Below are 15158 nucleotides of genomic sequence, written 5' to 3'. Positions count from 1 at the left end.
TGTATTGAGGGACGGTATTTGCCATAATGCCCCCGCTTTCATACCTATAGGCCCGATATGCAGGAAAACGCCCACACCCCCGTCAAAGACGCAGCCCCCACCGGCACCCAGACCCTGCTGCGTGGCCTGGGCGTCGTGCAGGCCGTGGCGGCCGGTGCGCGGGATCTGAAAGAGATCGCCAAGCGCATCGGCACCACCCGCAGCACCACGCACCGCCTGGCCAGTTGTCTGGTGGAAGAGCGTTACCTGCGCGTGGTACCGCAAGTCGGTTACCTGTTGGGGCCGAAGTTGATCGAGCTGGGGTTTCAGGCGCGCGAAGAGCTGCCGTTGGTGACCCTGGCGGTGCCGTACCTGGATGAGTTGTCGGCATTGACCGGCGACACCATTCACCTGGCCATTCGCGAATACGACGACGTGCTTTACCTGCACAAGAACCCTGGCCGCAACGGCCCGGAAATGCGTTCGCGGGTCGGCCATCGCATGCCGTTGGCACGCACGGGCGTGGGCAAGGCGATGCTGCTGGATGACTCGGTGCAAGAGTGGCAGCGCTTGTACGAGACCAGCCTGCCGGCGGGTGGGAAAAACCTGCAATGGCCGCAGCATCCAGAACAGTCCTGGGCGCAGTTCGAGCAGCGCATGCGTGAGTATGTGGTGGGGGGTTATGCGTTCGACCTGGAAGACAACGAACCATCGATCCGTTGCGTAGCGGCACCGGTGCGCGATGCCAGCCGACGAATCGTCGCCGGCATCAGCATCGCCAGTACCGTGCCCTACATGCCGCTGGAGAAAATGGCCGAGCTGATCCCAGTGATCAAACAGGTCGCAGCGCGGCTGTCAGCGGAGTTGGGCGCGAAAGTCTGATCAGACCTTCAAGGTTGCCATGTCGATGACAAAGCGGTACTTCACATCACCGGCGATCATGCGGGTGTAGGCCTCGTTGATCTGGCGGATGTCGAGCATTTCGATGTCGCAGGTGATGCCATGTTCGGCACAGAAATCCAGGACTTCCTGGGTTTCGGCAATACCGCCGATCAAGGAACCGGCGAGCACTTTACGCCCCAATACCAGCTTGGCGGCGTTGACCGGTGGGTCCACGGGCTCGATCAGGCCAACCAGGATGTGCACGCCATCAAAGCGCAGCACGTCGAGGTAGGGGTTCAGGTCGTGCTGCACCGGGATGGTGTCGAGCAGGAAGTCGAAGCTGCCGGCGGCGGCTTTCATCTGTTCGGCATCGGTGGACACGATCACATGGTCGGCACCCTGGCGGCGGCCTTCTTCAGCCTTGCTCGCCGAGCGGGTGAACAGTGTCACTTCCGCGCCCATGGCCTTGGCGAACTTGATGCCCATATGGCCCAGGCCACCCATGCCGAGAATCCCGACTTTGTCGCCAGCCTTGACGCCGTAGTGCTTGAGCGGCGAATAGGTGGTGATGCCCGCGCACAGGATCGGCGCAGCGCTGGCCAGGTCGAGCTTGGCCGGGATCTTCACCACAAAGTGCTCCCTGACCACGATACTGTCGGAGTAGCCGCCCATGGTGTTGCTGCCATCGACGCGGTCCGGTGTGGCGTAGGTCATGGTCGGGCCTTCGAGGCAATATTGCTCCAGATCCGATTTGCACGCTTCGCAATGGCGGCACGAATCGACCATGCAGCCGACGCCGACGAGGTCGCCGACTTTATGCGCGGTCACGCTGGCACCGACGGCAGTGACCTTGCCGACGATCTCGTGGCCCGGCATCAGCGGGTACACGGCGATGCCCCATTCGTTACGGGCCTGGTGGATGTCGGAGTGGCACACGCCGCAGTAGAGAATCTCGATGGCCACGTCATCGGCGCGCGGGCTGCGGCGTTCAAACGACATGGGGGCGAGGGGAGTGGTGGCCGACTGGGCGGCATAACCGATGGCGGTATACATGGAAAAAAACCTCGCAAAAGCACTGACAGATGAGGCGGGCCATTCTCCCCACCACCCCCTGAAACGGCCATGGTGATTGCTCCGAGTCTCATGCCTATTCGTCCGGCAGTGCCCCTTGTTTTGGATTCATTGGTCGCCAGACCTGCGATGATGCTCTCATCCCTTTTTCGCGAAGTTTTTTGCCATGCTGTTGACCCGCCATCTTGATGCCAACGCCACGCTGGTTTCCCTGATCGAGGGGCTGACGTCCCGCGACGGTTTCTCCCCGACCCACCTGCCGGGCGTGCAAGTACTGCGTGCCAGTTGCGACGTAGCGCGCGGCCCGCAGATCTACGAGCCGAGCCTGATGTTCGTGGCCCAAGGCAGCAAGGTCGCCTACCTGGGCCCGCGTACGCTGGAGTATGGCGCCGGGCACTACCTGATCCAGGCGATGCCGGTGCCGTTCGAGTGCGAGACATTCGCCATGGCGCCCGGTGCGCCGCTGCTGGGGGTGACTGTGGGCATTGACCGCGTGGTGCTGGGTGAATTGGTGATCGCCATGGGCATGCAGGCCGGGCCGCCGCCGACCGCGCAAACCCTGGAGTCAATGAGTTCGGTGGTCCTGGATGACACCATGCGCGGCTGCGTCGAGCGGCTGCTGCAGTGCCTGCACGATCCACTGGAAAGCCGGATCATGGGCCCGGCGCGGGTGCGCGAATTGTTGTTCACCGCCTTGCGCGGGCCCCAGGCCGATGTGCTGCGTGCGTTGGTGGAACAGCAAGGGCAGTTCTCGCGAATCGCCACGTCGTTGAACCACCTGCATGCCCATTACGCCGAGCCGCTGAATATCGAGACGTTGGCGGGGTATGCGCATATGAGTGCGTCGACGTTTCACGAGCATTTCAAACGCTGCACATTGTTGTCGCCGGTGCAGTACTTAAAGCGTTTGCGCTTGCTCAAGGCTCAGCAGTTGCTGCTGGTGGAAGGCATGGGCGTCGCGCAGGCGGCGCACAGCGTGGGGTACCAGAGTACGTCGCAGTTCAGTCGCGAGTACAAGCGCTACTTCGAGCGCAACCCTGGCGAAGAGCGGGCTGCATAGTCATTTCAGGCAAAAGCACAATCCAGCTGTGGGCCATAAAAAAGGCTCCCATTTGGGAGCCTCGTTTGCGTTACATATTCGGGTAAGTCGGCCCGCCCGCACCTTCCGGTGTGACCCACGTGATGTTCTGCGAGGGGTCCTTGATGTCACAGGTCTTGCAGTGCACGCAGTTCTGGGCGTTGATCTGGAAGCGCTTCTCGCCGTCTTCCTTGGTGATCACTTCATACACGCCGGCCGGGCAGTAGCGCTGCGCCGGTTCATCGTAGAGCGGCAGGTTGGTGCCGATCGGGATGCTTGGGTCTTTCAACTTCAAGTGGCACGGCTGCTCTTCTTCGTGGTTGGTACCGGAGATGAACACCGAGCTCAACTTGTCGAAGCTCAACTTGCCGTCGGGTTTCGGGTAGTCGATTTTCTGGCTGTCTTTGGCCAGCTTCAGGCAGGCGTAGTCCGGCTTGGTATCGTGCAGGGTGAACGGCATCTTGCCGCCGAGGATATTCTGGTCGAACCAGTTGAAGCCGGCGCCGATGATCGGGCCGAATTTGTGCATCGCCGGGCCGAAGTTGCGGCTGGCGAACAGTTCTTCGTAGAGCCAGCTGGCTTTGAAGCTGTCGACGTAGTTGGTCAGCTCATCGCCGCCTTCGGAGTCGGCAAACAGGCGCTCGGCCACGGCATCGGCAGCGAGCATGCCGGACTTCATCGCGGTGTGGCTGCCCTTGATCTTGGCCACGTTCATGGTGCCCAGGTCGCAGCCGATGAGCGCGCCGCCCTTGAAGACCATCTTCGGCAACGAGTTGATGCCACCCTTGGCCAGGGCGCGCGCGCCGTAGCTGATGCGCTTGCCGCCTTCCAGGTACTGGGCCAGCACCGGGTGGTGCTTGAGGCGCTGGAACTCATCGAACGGCGACAGGAAGGTGTTGCTGTAGGACAGGTCGACGATCAGGCCGACGACCACCTGGTTGTTTTCCAGGTGATAGAGGAACGAGCCACCGGTGTTCTCGTTGCTCATGATGTCCAGCGGCCAACCGGCGGTGTGCACCACCAGGCCTGGTTGATGCTTGGCCGGGTCGATTTCCCAGATTTCCTTGAGGCCGATGCCGTAGTGCTGGGCGTCGGCGTCGCTGTCCAGGTTGAAACGCTGGATCAACTGCTTGCCGATATGCCCACGGCAGCCTTCGGCGAACAGCGTGTACTTGCCACGCAGTTCCATGCCCGGGGTGTAGACGCCTTCTTTGGGCTGGCCTTCACGGTCAACGCCGAGGTCGCCGGTGATGATCCCGCGCACCACGCCGTTTTCATCGAACAGTGCTTCCTGGGCGGCGAAGCCCGGGTAGACTTCCACGCCCAGGTTCTCGGCCTGCTGGGCCAGCCAGCGGCACAGGTTACCGAGGGAGATGATGTAGTTGCCTTCGTTGTGCATGGTCTTGGGCACAAAGAAGTCAGGCACCTTGGTGGAGGTCTCGCTGCTGCGCAGCACATAGATGTCATCGCGCACCACGGGGGTGTTGAGCGGGGCGCCGAGTTCCTTCCAGTCCGGGAACAGTTCGTTCAGGGCACGTGGTTCAAACACGGCACCGGAAAGGATGTGTGCGCCCACTTCGGAGCCTTTCTCGACCACGCAGACGCTGATTTCCTTACCGGCTTCGGCGGCCTTCTGCTTCAGTCGGCAGGCGGCAGACAGGCCCGCCGGGCCAGCGCCGACGATGACCACGTCGAATTCCATGTATTCGCGTTCCACAGGCTATCTCCTACTCAAGGCTCAACAGGCTTTTTTTTCTAATGGGTGGAGGTTCGGTGTCGTGTCCGTCATCGCCGTGCGCAACGGCAGGGGATGACCCACCTGTCTCTCTAGGTGGCGCATTATATATAGACCACTGTCAGCGTCCAATACAAACGTTTGTTTGAATTGCCCGCAGGCTAGGTAAATCAAAGCAACGCGGCTTATGACTGGCCATTTTGCCGTATTGACCAGAATAGGCGTTCCGGTCAATATACGGTCGGTTTTGCACAGACCGTAGGCAGACTGTAGGTTTCAAGAGCACGTCCAAAAGCACGGCAAAGGCAAAACAGGTGACGCGCGTTTAATTGATAGCGCGCAGTTTACACGCCGCGATAAAGAATGACCTCCCAGTCACCACTGACGAACGGTCATCATTTCCCGTGAGCAAGGTCATTCGCCGCCGTTTTTGGAGGTGCCCTTGTGTGCCGATGAGCATCAACCGCCAGGTTCGCCTAGGCGACTTTCTTTTCACCGGAGAGTAACGAGGAATCCATGAAGGTTCTTGTAGCTGTCAAACGCGTTGTCGATTACAACGTGAAAGTTCGCGTCAAGGCGGACAATTCCGGCGTCGACCTTGCTAACGTCAAGATGTCGATGAACCCTTTCTGTGAAATCGCCGTGGAAGAAGCCGTACGCCTGAAAGAGAAAGGCGTGGCGACTGAAATCGTTGTGGTTTCCATCGGCCCGACCACTGCTCAAGAGCAGCTGCGTACCGCCCTGGCACTGGGTGCCGACCGCGCTATCCTGGTCGAGTCCGCTGAAGAGCTGACCTCCCTGGCCGTGGCCAAGTTGCTCAAAGCTGTTGTCGACAAGGAACAGCCTCAACTGGTGATCCTCGGCAAACAGGCGATCGACAGCGACAACAACCAGACTGGCCAGATGCTGGCTGCACTGACCGGTTATGGCCAGGGCACCTTCGCTTCGAAAGTCGAAGTGAGCGGCGACAACGTTGCCGTGACCCGTGAAATCGACGGCGGCGCGCAGACGGTTTCCCTGAAACTGCCGGCCATCGTCACCACCGACCTGCGTTTGAACGAGCCGCGCTACGCGTCCCTGCCAAACATCATGAAAGCCAAGAAGAAGCCTCTCGAAGTGCTGACTCCGGATGCTTTGGGCGTTTCCACCGCCTCCACCAACAAGACCGTCAAAGTCGAAGCGCCGGCTGCACGCAGCGCAGGCATCAAGGTCAAGTCCGTGGCTGAACTGGTCGAGAAACTGAAAAACGAAGCGAAGGTAATCTAAAAATGACTATCTTGGTAATCGCTGAACACGACAACAAGGTGCTGGCCCCGGCCACCCTGAACACTGTTGCTGCTGCCGCTAAAATCGGTGGCGACATCCACGTACTGGTCGCCGGTCAAGGCGCTGGCGCCGTGGCTGAAGCCGCAGCCAAAGTCGCTGGCGTGAGCAAAGTACTGCTGGCCGACAACGCCGCTTACGCTCACCAACTGCCGGAAAACGTCGCCCCTCTGGTAGCAGAGCTCGGCGCTGGCTACAGCCACATCCTGGCTGCCGCCACCTCCAACGGCAAAAACATCCTGCCGCGCGTTGCCGCACAGCTGGACGTTGACCAGATCTCCGAAATCGTTTCGGTAGAAAGCGCCGACACCTTCAAGCGTCCGATTTACGCCGGTAACGCCATCGCTACCGTGCAATCGACTGCTGCCGTCAAAGTCATCACCGTGCGTGCCACCGGTTTCGATCCGGTTGCCGCTGAAGGTGGTTCGGCTGCCGTTGAAGCCGTTGCTGCGGCCCACGACGCTAGCACGTCCAGCTTTGTCGGCGAAGAGCTGGCCAAGTCGGACCGTCCTGAGCTGACTGCTGCCAAGATCGTCGTTTCCGGCGGCCGTGGCATGCAGAACGGTGACAACTTCAAGCACCTGTACGCCCTGGCCGACAAGCTCGGCGCTGCGGTCGGCGCCTCCCGCGCGGCCGTCGACGCAGGCTTCGTACCCAACGACATGCAGGTCGGCCAGACCGGCAAGATCGTTGCGCCACAGCTGTACATCGCCGTCGGTATCTCCGGCGCGATCCAGCACTTGGCCGGTATGAAAGACTCCAAAGTGATCGTCGCGATCAACAAGGACGAAGAAGCACCGATCTTCCAGGTGGCCGATTACGGCCTGGTGGCGGACTTGTTCGAAGCCGTACCTGAGTTGGAGAAGCTGGTCTAATCCAGCCGCTTCACTTATAAAGAGCCCGGTCTTGTGACCGGGCTTTTTTTTGCCTGGCTTTTTTGAACACCGGAGAAACCGCCATGGAACTGCGCCCCTGGGCCGTACTGCTGGGACTTACGCTGCTGCCGAGCCTGACCCTGGCCGCCGGAAAATGTGATCGCCTGGTGATCACCGGCAGCCCGGACGCACCGCCGCTGCTGTGGCGCGATCCCCAAGACCCGACGCACCTGATCGGCGCCACCGCCGACGTATTGCAGCAGGTAGCCAAGGATCTTGGGTTGAAAATCGACCTGCTTTACGGTGGCAAGCGCTCCCAGGCCCTGGACGAAGTGCGCAGCGGGCGCATGGACATCCTCGCCGATGCACCGCTGAACCTTGGCGAGCTGGAAACCCTCGACTACATCCACCCGGAGCTGGTGCAGCTCGATTATCTGGTCTGGACCCGCAAGGATTCGGCACTGGCCTACACCACGGCGGCCGACCTGCATGGTCACAAGGGCGCGGTGTCGGAACGTGCGCGCTTGAGCCGCGACTTTGAAACCTTCGCCGCCCAGCAACTGACCCTGCAACGCCTGCCCACGTTGACCCCGGCCTTTCAGAAACTGCTGCTGGGGGAAGTGGACTATGTGCTTGCCGGGCGTTACTCCGGCATGGCCATGGCCCAGACCCTGGGCATGAGCAATGACCTGGTAGCCCGCGATGTGCCCGTCGATCAGCCCGGCCTGTACCTGGCGATTTCCCATAACTCGGCCTGCAATGATCCCTGGCTGCGCGGACAGCTGGCCAAAAAGATGACAGAATTGCGCGGGTCTGGTGTGACGGAAGCCGCGTTGCAGCGCAATCTGGAGCGTTGGAAAGCGCAATTGCAACAACCCGTCGGCACCCCAACAAAGTAGGGATTTTCAGTGACTCTTCGACCTTTTTTCGCGACCCTCGCCGTTGTCGCTCTGGCGGGATGTGCAGCCGATCCTGCGCCGAATGAACAAATTCGTCTTACCCAGCAAGCCCTGGTACAAGCCAACGCCGTGGGCGCCAGCGCCGATGAATCACCCGAACTTAAACTGGCCGAGGACAAATTCGCCCGGGCCAAGGCCGACATGGCCGAGCAATCCTACAAGGACGCGCGCATGCAGGCCGAACAGGCCGAGCTGGATGCGCGCCTGGCCGAAGCCCAAGTACTGACCCGCAAGAGCCAGGAACAACTGAACGTGCTCAACACCCGCATCACGCGCCTGCGCAAGCAATTGCAGCTGGGAGAAGCCCAATGAAACCGATGATCCGTGGTCTGGGGTGTGCTGTGCTGTTGGGCAGTGCGGCACTCGGCGGTTGTGCCAGCCACCCCAATGGCGAACAGGCCTTGCAACAGGCGGGCAGCGACTTTCAGAAGGTCAAGGAAGACGCCAACGTGCTGCGTATCGCACCCAAGGACGTCATCCGCGCCGGTGAATCCCTGGCACGGGCCGACCGCTTGTCCAGCTACTGGGGCAGCGGTGCCGACGTGGTGCATTACGCCTACCTGAGCCAGCGCTACAGCGCCATTGCCCGCGAACACACCGAGCAGGCACTCAACGAAGAACGTGCTGCCAAGCTCGAACTGGAACGCCAGCGCCTGCAATTGGCCCTGCGTGAAAGCAAGCTGATCAGCGTGCAGCAGCAGGGTAAATGGCTCGAAGAACAGATCGCCAGCCTGACCACCACCCAGACTGATCGTGGCCTGGTGATGACCCTGGGCGACGTGCTGTTCGATACCGGTGAAGCGGAGTTGAAAAACTCGGCCAACCGCACCGTGTTGAAAATCGTGCAGTTCCTGCAACTGAACCCCAAGCGTGTAGTGCGCATCGAGGGGTACGCCGACAATACGGGCGGTCAGCAGGAAAACCTCAAACTGTCCCGTGATCGTGCGCAATCGGTGGCCGATGTGCTGGTGGATCTGGGGATCGACGAAAAACGCATCCAGGTTGAGGGCTACGGCGACCAGTACCCGGTGGAAGCCAACGCCTCCGAACGTGGCCGCGCGCAGAACCGTCGCGTGGAAATAGTGTTCTCCGACGAAAAAGGCCAACTGGGCGCCGCGCGCTGAAGCCTTGCGCAAATCAAAAGTGTGGGAGGGGGCTTGCCCCCGATAGCGGTGGTTCAGTCAATATTTTGGGTGACTGACACTCCGTCATCGGGGGCAAGCCCCCTCCCACATTTTTCTGCACACCCCTGAAAATTCTATCCGCCACCCTTACAGTTTTTGCTATCACTGCCAGCCGCGCTCGACTATTGTGGCAACTGTCCCCGTACACTTCTAAACTGTGCCGGTATGTTTCACACAAAAATAAAATACCCGTGAAATCGAGTGCTGCGTCATGACCAATCTGTTGCTTTACCAACGTATCGCCCAGCAACTGGCTGAGGATATCCGTCGCGGTGTCTATCAACCGGGTGAGCGCGTGCCTTCGGTGCGCAAGATGAGCTCCCAGCTCAATGTCAGCCACGCCACGGTATTGCAGGCTTATGCCAACCTGGAAGACCAGGGGCTGATCCGGGCGCGGCCGCAGTCCGGTTACTACGTGCACCAGACGCCAGCGCTGACGGCGCCGACGCCGGACATCGCGCGGGTCGAGCGCCCGGGGTTGGTCACCCGCAGCAGCATTATCCAGCAGGTATTGGGCGAGTCGCGCCGCGAAGGCGTATTCCCGTTGGGCGCCGCCGTGCCGAGCGTTGATTATTTGCCGGTACGGGCGCTGCACCAGCAATTGGCCAAGGTCACGCGCTTCCAGAGCCCACGCGCTTTCAGCTACATGTTCAGCCCCGGTTTCGAGCCGCTGCGCCGTCAGGTGGCGATTCGCATGCGTGACGCCGGCGTAGTGGTGGACCCTTCCGAAGTGGTGATCACCCATGGCTGTGTTGATGCATTGCAGATGTCCCTGCGGGTGCTGACACGCCCCGGCGACTTGATCGCGGCTGAATCACCGACCTATTACGGCTTGCTGCAACTGGCCGACCTGCTGGGCCTCAAGGTCATCGAGATCCCCAGCGACCCGTCTACCGGCATGAGCCTGGAAGCCTTGCAACTGGCGGCCAACCAATGGTCGATCAAGGCCCTGGTGCTGACCACCCGCCTGAGCAACCCCCTGGGCGGCACCATGCCCGAGGAACGGCAGAAACAGTTGCTGCGCCTGGCGTCGGATTTCGATATCCAGATTGTCGAAGACGATATTTACGGCGAACTGATGTTCGAACTCGGCCGCACCAAAGCCCTTAAGGCCTACGACCGCCTCGACCGGGTCATCTATTGCTCAAGTTTCTCCAAGACCTTGTCGCCGGGTGTGCGCATCGGCTGGATGATCGCCGGCAAGTACCAGCAGGAAATCCAGCGCCTGCAAATGTTCAGCACCCACTCGGCATGCAGCGTCACCCAGATGGGCGTGGCGGCGTACCTGGAGAACGGTGGCTACGATCGGCACCTGCGTTACATTCGCCAGGAATACCGCAAGAATCTCAGCGCCTTCCAACTGGCGGTGCAGCAGTATTTCCCGGAAGGCACCCAGATGACCCGTCCGACGGGCGGCTTTATCTTGTGGGTCAGTTTGCCTGGGCGGGTAAATACTCAGGAACTGCACGTGCGTGCCCTGCAACAGGGCATCAGCATTGCGCCGGGGTTGATCTTCAGCAACACCGAGCAGTTCAACCACTGTATTCGCCTTAACTGCGGCACACCGTGGAACCGCGAAGCAGAGCGCGCGCTGATGACCCTGGGGATGCTGGCCAGCCAGTTATGCCAGGAAACCGCAGCCGGCTTTTGAGGTGTCGAAAAGGGACAACGCCGATAGCTGGCTGATCACCGTGCTTGTCATGCCGCGCACAACAAGCGAGCATATGGCCCTCTGCCGTTAATGCTGTAGGCAATATGACCTCGATTGTTCGCGCTGCTTTGGTGGTTGGCCTGTTGAGCCTGTGTAACGTCAGCACAGTGCTGGCGGCGGCACCCGTGGCTGAAAACAAGCCTGCTGCCGATACCCAGCAGGATGCCCCGGTAAAAAAACCAACCTCCGCCAAGCAAGCCCCCGTCGCGAAGAAGCCAACCACCACGGCGAAAAAACGGGCGTCGACGGCGAAAAAATCCAAGTCAGCCCAGGAAGTGGCGCAAACCAAGCTGCCACCGGCACAGTTGGATTTGTCCCTGCCTTCGGACATGGTCAGGCATCTGCAGCCCTTGGGTACCATGCCCAAGCCCAAAAGCGTGCCGTTGTTGCCGCCGATGTTCGGTGAAAAGCCCACCGACAACAGTGCGTTCCAGATCAACGGCCGTTTGCTCAGCAATGAGATGAAGCTGCAATTGCGCAACGAAGAGCGCCGTGAAGTGGAAGGTGCTGCGTTGGAGTTCGAGTTCAAGCAGTAAACTTTTTCCTAAGAAGTGACGCAGGCCATCGACCATCTGTCGCAGACTGATCGGTCACTTTTGTTTTGTGCGAAAAACCCCTGTTAGACCATTTTAAAACGGCTGTTTAAGGGCGTACTCTAGCCCGGCCATCCCTATTGAGTCGTCGAGGACCTGCTGGTCATGAATTGCCGTGAAGGCTGTGGCGCCTGCTGCATCGCCCCCTCCATCAGTTCGCCCTTACCCGGAATGCCCAATGGCAAACCGGCGGGCGAACGCTGCCTGCACCTGTCGGTCGAACAGTTGTGCCAACTGTTCGGCCAACCGGAGCGCCCGGCGGTGTGCAGTGATTTCAAGGCGGATATCGATGTCTGCGGCACCGACCAGGCCGATGCGATCCGGTTGATCGGCTGGTGGGAGCAGATGACGGCGGCTTGATGGGCTTTACTATTGGAACTTCAACAATAAGGAATAAAACAATGGGTTCGCTGAAACGACTGGCTGTGCTGTGCGGTTTTACGCTGTTATTTACTGCCACTGCCCAGGCTGAGGATTGGCAAGTCGCCAAGGATGAAGACGGTATCAAGGTGTCCCTGAGCGAAGTCGCCGGCTCCAAATACAAGGCGTATCGCGGTGTGACCGTGATCAAGGCGCCTGTCGCCAAGATCCAGGCCCTGCAGGAAGATGTGGTCGGCGCCTGTTCGTGGATTCATGAGTGCAAATCCCAGAAGCTGGTCGACAAGAAAGGCGATGAGGCCTGGACCTACACCCAGTTCAAGGCGCCGTTCCCGGTGACCGATCGTGATTCGTACATCCATGTCACCACCACCAAGGACGCCGACGGCAGCGTAACCCGCAAGTTGCAGGGCGTGCCGACCTACAAGCCCGAAGAAAAAGGCTACGTGCGTGTCGCCCAGGTCGAGGGCTTCTGGAAACTGGTGCCTAAAGGCGCCAATGAGACCGAAGTCACCTACCAGGTACACACCGAGCCAGGCGGCAGCGTCCCGTCGTGGTTGGCCAACAAGTTCGTGGTGGAGGCGCCGTTCAACACCTTGAAAGCCTTGAAAGAACACGCTGAAAAATAAACGCAGTTGATCCGGTGCCTCCTGACCTGAGTGGAACGTTTGCCGAGCCCTCAAGGTCCAGATAGTTGTGAACCCACACACGGGTTTTATCGAGGAGGCACCGATGCAAAAGTGGCAGATTACCTTCGTTGATGATCACGGCGTACAGTCCGTGGAGCAGTTCACCTGCGAGCAGAAGCCCAGCCTCGAAGATGCGGCACACATGATTCGCAACAAGTTGGTGCCGGTGGCCGCCGAACTGGACCTCAATGATCTTGAGGGGCGCAAACCCGAGCCAACGGTCAAGATCCTCAAAGATCAGAACAGTATTCAAATCCTCGACATCTCTCCCGCCGCCTGAATATTCCCTGTATGCCATTCAAGCACCTCTGGTGGAGGTGATAGCTTCGCGCTACTCTGCAAGTGAGATCAGCGAATGAATCGCTAAGGTCTGGTCTTGTCAGCTACATGCTTGTTTTCCCGTGGTGATGTTGTTGCCGTGGTACCCGCGCCGTCAGCGCGCGGGCTTTGGGAAGCACGGAAAGTCTATCCATCGGTTTGAGGAGGACGTTTCATGAGCACAGCCTATCAAGAAGACATCAGCACCAACGTTCTGCGCCGCATGAAAGAAGGCGGCTTCGACTTTTCACGTTTCCACCCCATTGAGTTCTACGCCATTTTCCCGGATGAGGAACGGGCGCGCAGGGCTGCGGGTGAATTTCGTGGCGAGTCCCTGAATGCCCAAGTCAGTGCGCGCGACGATGGCGCCTGGTACTTGGAACTGAGCAAGATCATGTTTGCAACCTACGACGGCATAGGAGACTTCGAGCAAGACTTTGAAGCGGTGGTCGAGCCGCTGGGAGGGATCATCGAAGGATGGGGCGTCAAGCAGGAGGTGCGTGGGTTACCCATGTAGCGCGACTGTATGAGCAACGCAGCGTATCGGCTGACCTTAGGGTCGGCCGATTTTGTATGGGCTGCGTGAAGGTTTGCGGAACTTGCGCTGCCCTTTCTTGCACCAAAAAAAAAGCCACCCGAAAAGGGTGGCTGAAAGGGAAGACCGTAGGAGCCGGTCAGTACACGAGCCTCAAGGTACCGAGTGCGGGATGGGTAAGGCTGTAGGACGTGTCCTGTTCAACTGATGGGGCCGATTATCCGCAGGCTTGCGTGGGCAGTGAAATCAACTCTGACTATGCTGTTGATAGCCAAAGCTTGCATTGCCATGAAGCGTGCAGCAGTGCAGTGGGGATTCTGCGCACCAGGACGGTGCGATCAGGTCTTTGCTTATATTCAACCCACTGATTTTTAAGTGTTTATGCCTCTGGCACGGGCCTTGCGATGGTTCTTGCGTCCGGGTGACAAGGAGTACGGCATGATCCGCACTTATTACGACGAAATGTACGATGGGGCAGGGCAGGTTCGCCCTCACTACCGCGAGTTCGCCCGCTGGTTGTCCGAAACCCCCGCTGAACTGCTGGCCCAGCGCCGGCGCGAAGCCGACTTGCTGTTTCACCGCGCCGGGATCACCTTCACGCTTTACGGGGACGAGCAGGGCACCGAGCGCCTGATTCCTTTTGACACCATCCCTCGCAGCATTCCCGCCAGCGAATGGCGAATGGTCGAACGTGGCTGCATCCAACGGGTCAAGGCGCTGAACATGTTTCTCGCCGACCTCTATCACGACCAACGCATCATCAAGGCCGGGATCATTCCCGCCGAACAGGTGCTGGCTAACGAGCAATACCAGTTGGCGATGCAGGGGCTGAACCTGCACCGCGATCTGTATTCCCACATCTCCGGGGTCGACCTCGTACGCGATGGCGACGGCACCTACTACGTGCTGGAAGACAACCTGCGTACACCCAGCGGTGTGAGCTACATGCTCGAAGACCGCAAGATGATGATGCGCCTGTTCCCCGAGTTGTTCGCCGCCCAGCGTATCGCGCCGATCGACCATTACCCCAACCTGCTGCTCGATACCCTTAAAAGTGCCAGCCCCCTGGATAACCCCAGCGTGGTGGTACTGACCCCGGGGCGCTTCAACAGCGCGTTCTTTGAGCATGCGTTTTTAGCCCGGGAAATGGGTGTGGAGTTGGTGGAAGGCGCCGACCTGTTCGTGCGCGACGACCGCGTATTCATGCGCACCACCGACGGCCCCAAAGCCGTGGACGTGATCTACCGTCGCCTTGATGACGCATTCCTCGACCCGCTGGCGTTCAACCCGGACTCCATGCTCGGCGTGCCTGGCCTGCTGGCGGCGTATCGCTCGGGCAATGTGGTGCTGGCCAATGCCATCGGCACCGGGGTAGCGGATGACAAGTCTGTGTACCCCTTCGTCACCGAGATGATCCGTTTTTACCTGGATGAAGAACCGATCCTGCAGAACGTTCCCACCTTCCAATGCCGTAAGCCCGACGAATTGTCACACGTGCTGGCCAACCTGCCGGACCTGGTGGTGAAGGAAACCCAGGGCTCCGGCGGCTACGGCATGCTGGTGGGGCCGGCGTCCACGGCCGCTGAAATCGAAGCCTTCCGCGCCCGCATCAAGGCCAAGCCCCACGCCTATATCGCTCAGCCAACCCTGTGCTTATCCACCTGTCCGACCTTTGTCGAAAACGGCATTGCGCCGCGCCATATCGACCTGCGCCCGTTCGTGTTGTCCGGCAAGGAAACCCGGGTGGTACCCGGCGGTTTGACCCGTGTCGCGCTGCGCGAAGGGTCGCTGGTGGTCAATTCATCCCAGGGCGGCGGCACCAAAGACACCTGGGTGGTCGAGGACTGA

Annotated in this window: 16 protein-coding genes; 14 read left to right on the top strand and 2 right to left on the bottom strand. The window is 59.9% G+C overall.

Annotation, left to right across the window (positions count from 1 at the left end):
- Positions 1-57 precede the first annotated feature (57 nt).
- A complete protein-coding gene (locus tag HDC32_RS09830; protein WP_145337045.1) occupies positions 58-861 on the top strand; it encodes an IclR family transcriptional regulator in 804 nt (267 codons plus the stop codon).
- Here the strand turns inward: HDC32_RS09830 and HDC32_RS09825 are convergent, their stop codons facing one another.
- Positions 862-1914, bottom strand: a complete 1053-nt coding sequence (locus HDC32_RS09825; protein ID WP_184743714.1) for an NAD(P)-dependent alcohol dehydrogenase — start codon at positions 1912-1914, stop codon at positions 862-864.
- 184 nt (positions 1915-2098) lie between these two features.
- Between HDC32_RS09825 and HDC32_RS09820 the strand changes: the two genes are divergently transcribed.
- Positions 2099-2992 carry an AraC family transcriptional regulator gene (locus tag HDC32_RS09820; RefSeq protein ID WP_131699732.1) on the top strand — a complete coding sequence of 298 codons (894 nt, stop codon included), beginning with the start codon at positions 2099-2101 and terminating at the stop codon, positions 2990-2992.
- Positions 2993-3062: 70 nt separating this feature from the next.
- On the opposite strand, the gene HDC32_RS09815 is transcribed toward HDC32_RS09820, so the two are convergent.
- Positions 3063-4727 (bottom strand): electron transfer flavoprotein-ubiquinone oxidoreductase, encoded by a 1665-nt coding sequence (locus HDC32_RS09815; protein WP_131699731.1) that lies wholly within the window; start codon positions 4725-4727, stop codon positions 3063-3065.
- 534 nt (positions 4728-5261) lie between these two features.
- Here HDC32_RS09815 and HDC32_RS09810 point away from each other — a divergent pair.
- From HDC32_RS09810 to HDC32_RS09755, 12 genes are all read left to right on the top strand, one after another.
- Positions 5262-6011, top strand: coding sequence for an electron transfer flavoprotein subunit beta/FixA family protein (locus tag HDC32_RS09810; protein WP_065924817.1), 750 nt, complete (start codon positions 5262-5264; stop codon positions 6009-6011).
- A gap of 2 nt (positions 6012-6013) precedes the next feature.
- Complete coding sequence (locus tag HDC32_RS09805) at positions 6014-6943, top strand: electron transfer flavoprotein subunit alpha/FixB family protein (RefSeq protein ID WP_184743711.1); 930 nt, start codon at positions 6014-6016, stop codon at positions 6941-6943.
- A gap of 83 nt (positions 6944-7026) precedes the next feature.
- Positions 7027-7842, top strand: coding sequence for an ABC transporter substrate-binding protein (locus HDC32_RS09800; RefSeq protein ID WP_131699729.1), 816 nt, complete (start codon positions 7027-7029; stop codon positions 7840-7842).
- Between the two features lie 9 nt (positions 7843-7851).
- Positions 7852-8214, top strand: a complete 363-nt coding sequence (locus HDC32_RS09795; protein WP_184743710.1) for a DUF4398 domain-containing protein — start codon at positions 7852-7854, stop codon at positions 8212-8214.
- Positions 8211-9026, top strand: a complete 816-nt coding sequence (locus HDC32_RS09790; RefSeq protein ID WP_184743707.1) for an OmpA family protein — start codon at positions 8211-8213, stop codon at positions 9024-9026. Before HDC32_RS09795 ends, HDC32_RS09790 begins: the two co-directional genes overlap by 4 nt.
- A 271-nt stretch (positions 9027-9297) precedes the next feature.
- Entirely contained in the window at positions 9298-10737 is a 1440-nt protein-coding gene (locus HDC32_RS09785) for a PLP-dependent aminotransferase family protein (RefSeq protein ID WP_017527404.1), read from the top strand.
- Positions 10738-10841: 104 nt separating this feature from the next.
- Complete coding sequence (locus HDC32_RS09780) at positions 10842-11333, top strand: translation initiation factor 2 (RefSeq protein WP_131699726.1); 492 nt, start codon at positions 10842-10844, stop codon at positions 11331-11333.
- 162 nt (positions 11334-11495) lie between these two features.
- A complete protein-coding gene (locus HDC32_RS09775; RefSeq protein WP_017527406.1) occupies positions 11496-11750 on the top strand; it encodes a YkgJ family cysteine cluster protein in 255 nt (84 codons plus the stop codon).
- Between the two features lie 41 nt (positions 11751-11791).
- Positions 11792-12397 (top strand): START domain-containing protein, encoded by a 606-nt coding sequence (locus tag HDC32_RS09770; RefSeq protein WP_131699725.1) that lies wholly within the window; start codon positions 11792-11794, stop codon positions 12395-12397.
- Positions 12398-12500: 103 nt separating this feature from the next.
- On the top strand, positions 12501-12737 hold the full coding sequence (locus HDC32_RS09765; protein ID WP_048731221.1) for a hypothetical protein: 237 nt from the start codon (positions 12501-12503) through the stop codon (positions 12735-12737).
- A gap of 213 nt (positions 12738-12950) precedes the next feature.
- The gene (locus HDC32_RS09760; RefSeq protein WP_015885395.1) at positions 12951-13292 is read left to right on the top strand and encodes a ribonuclease E inhibitor RraB; all 342 of its coding nucleotides are present in this window, start codon (positions 12951-12953) and stop codon (positions 13290-13292) included.
- 456 nt (positions 13293-13748) lie between these two features.
- Positions 13749-15158, top strand: coding sequence for a circularly permuted type 2 ATP-grasp protein (locus HDC32_RS09755; protein ID WP_131699724.1), 1410 nt, complete (start codon positions 13749-13751; stop codon positions 15156-15158).

The organism is Pseudomonas sp. JAI120 (assembly GCF_014207255.1).
GTDB lineage: Bacteria > Pseudomonadota > Gammaproteobacteria > Pseudomonadales > Pseudomonadaceae > Aquipseudomonas.
The sequence above is the reverse complement of the archived record's forward strand: the minus strand, read 5'-3'. Positions and strand labels throughout refer to the sequence as shown.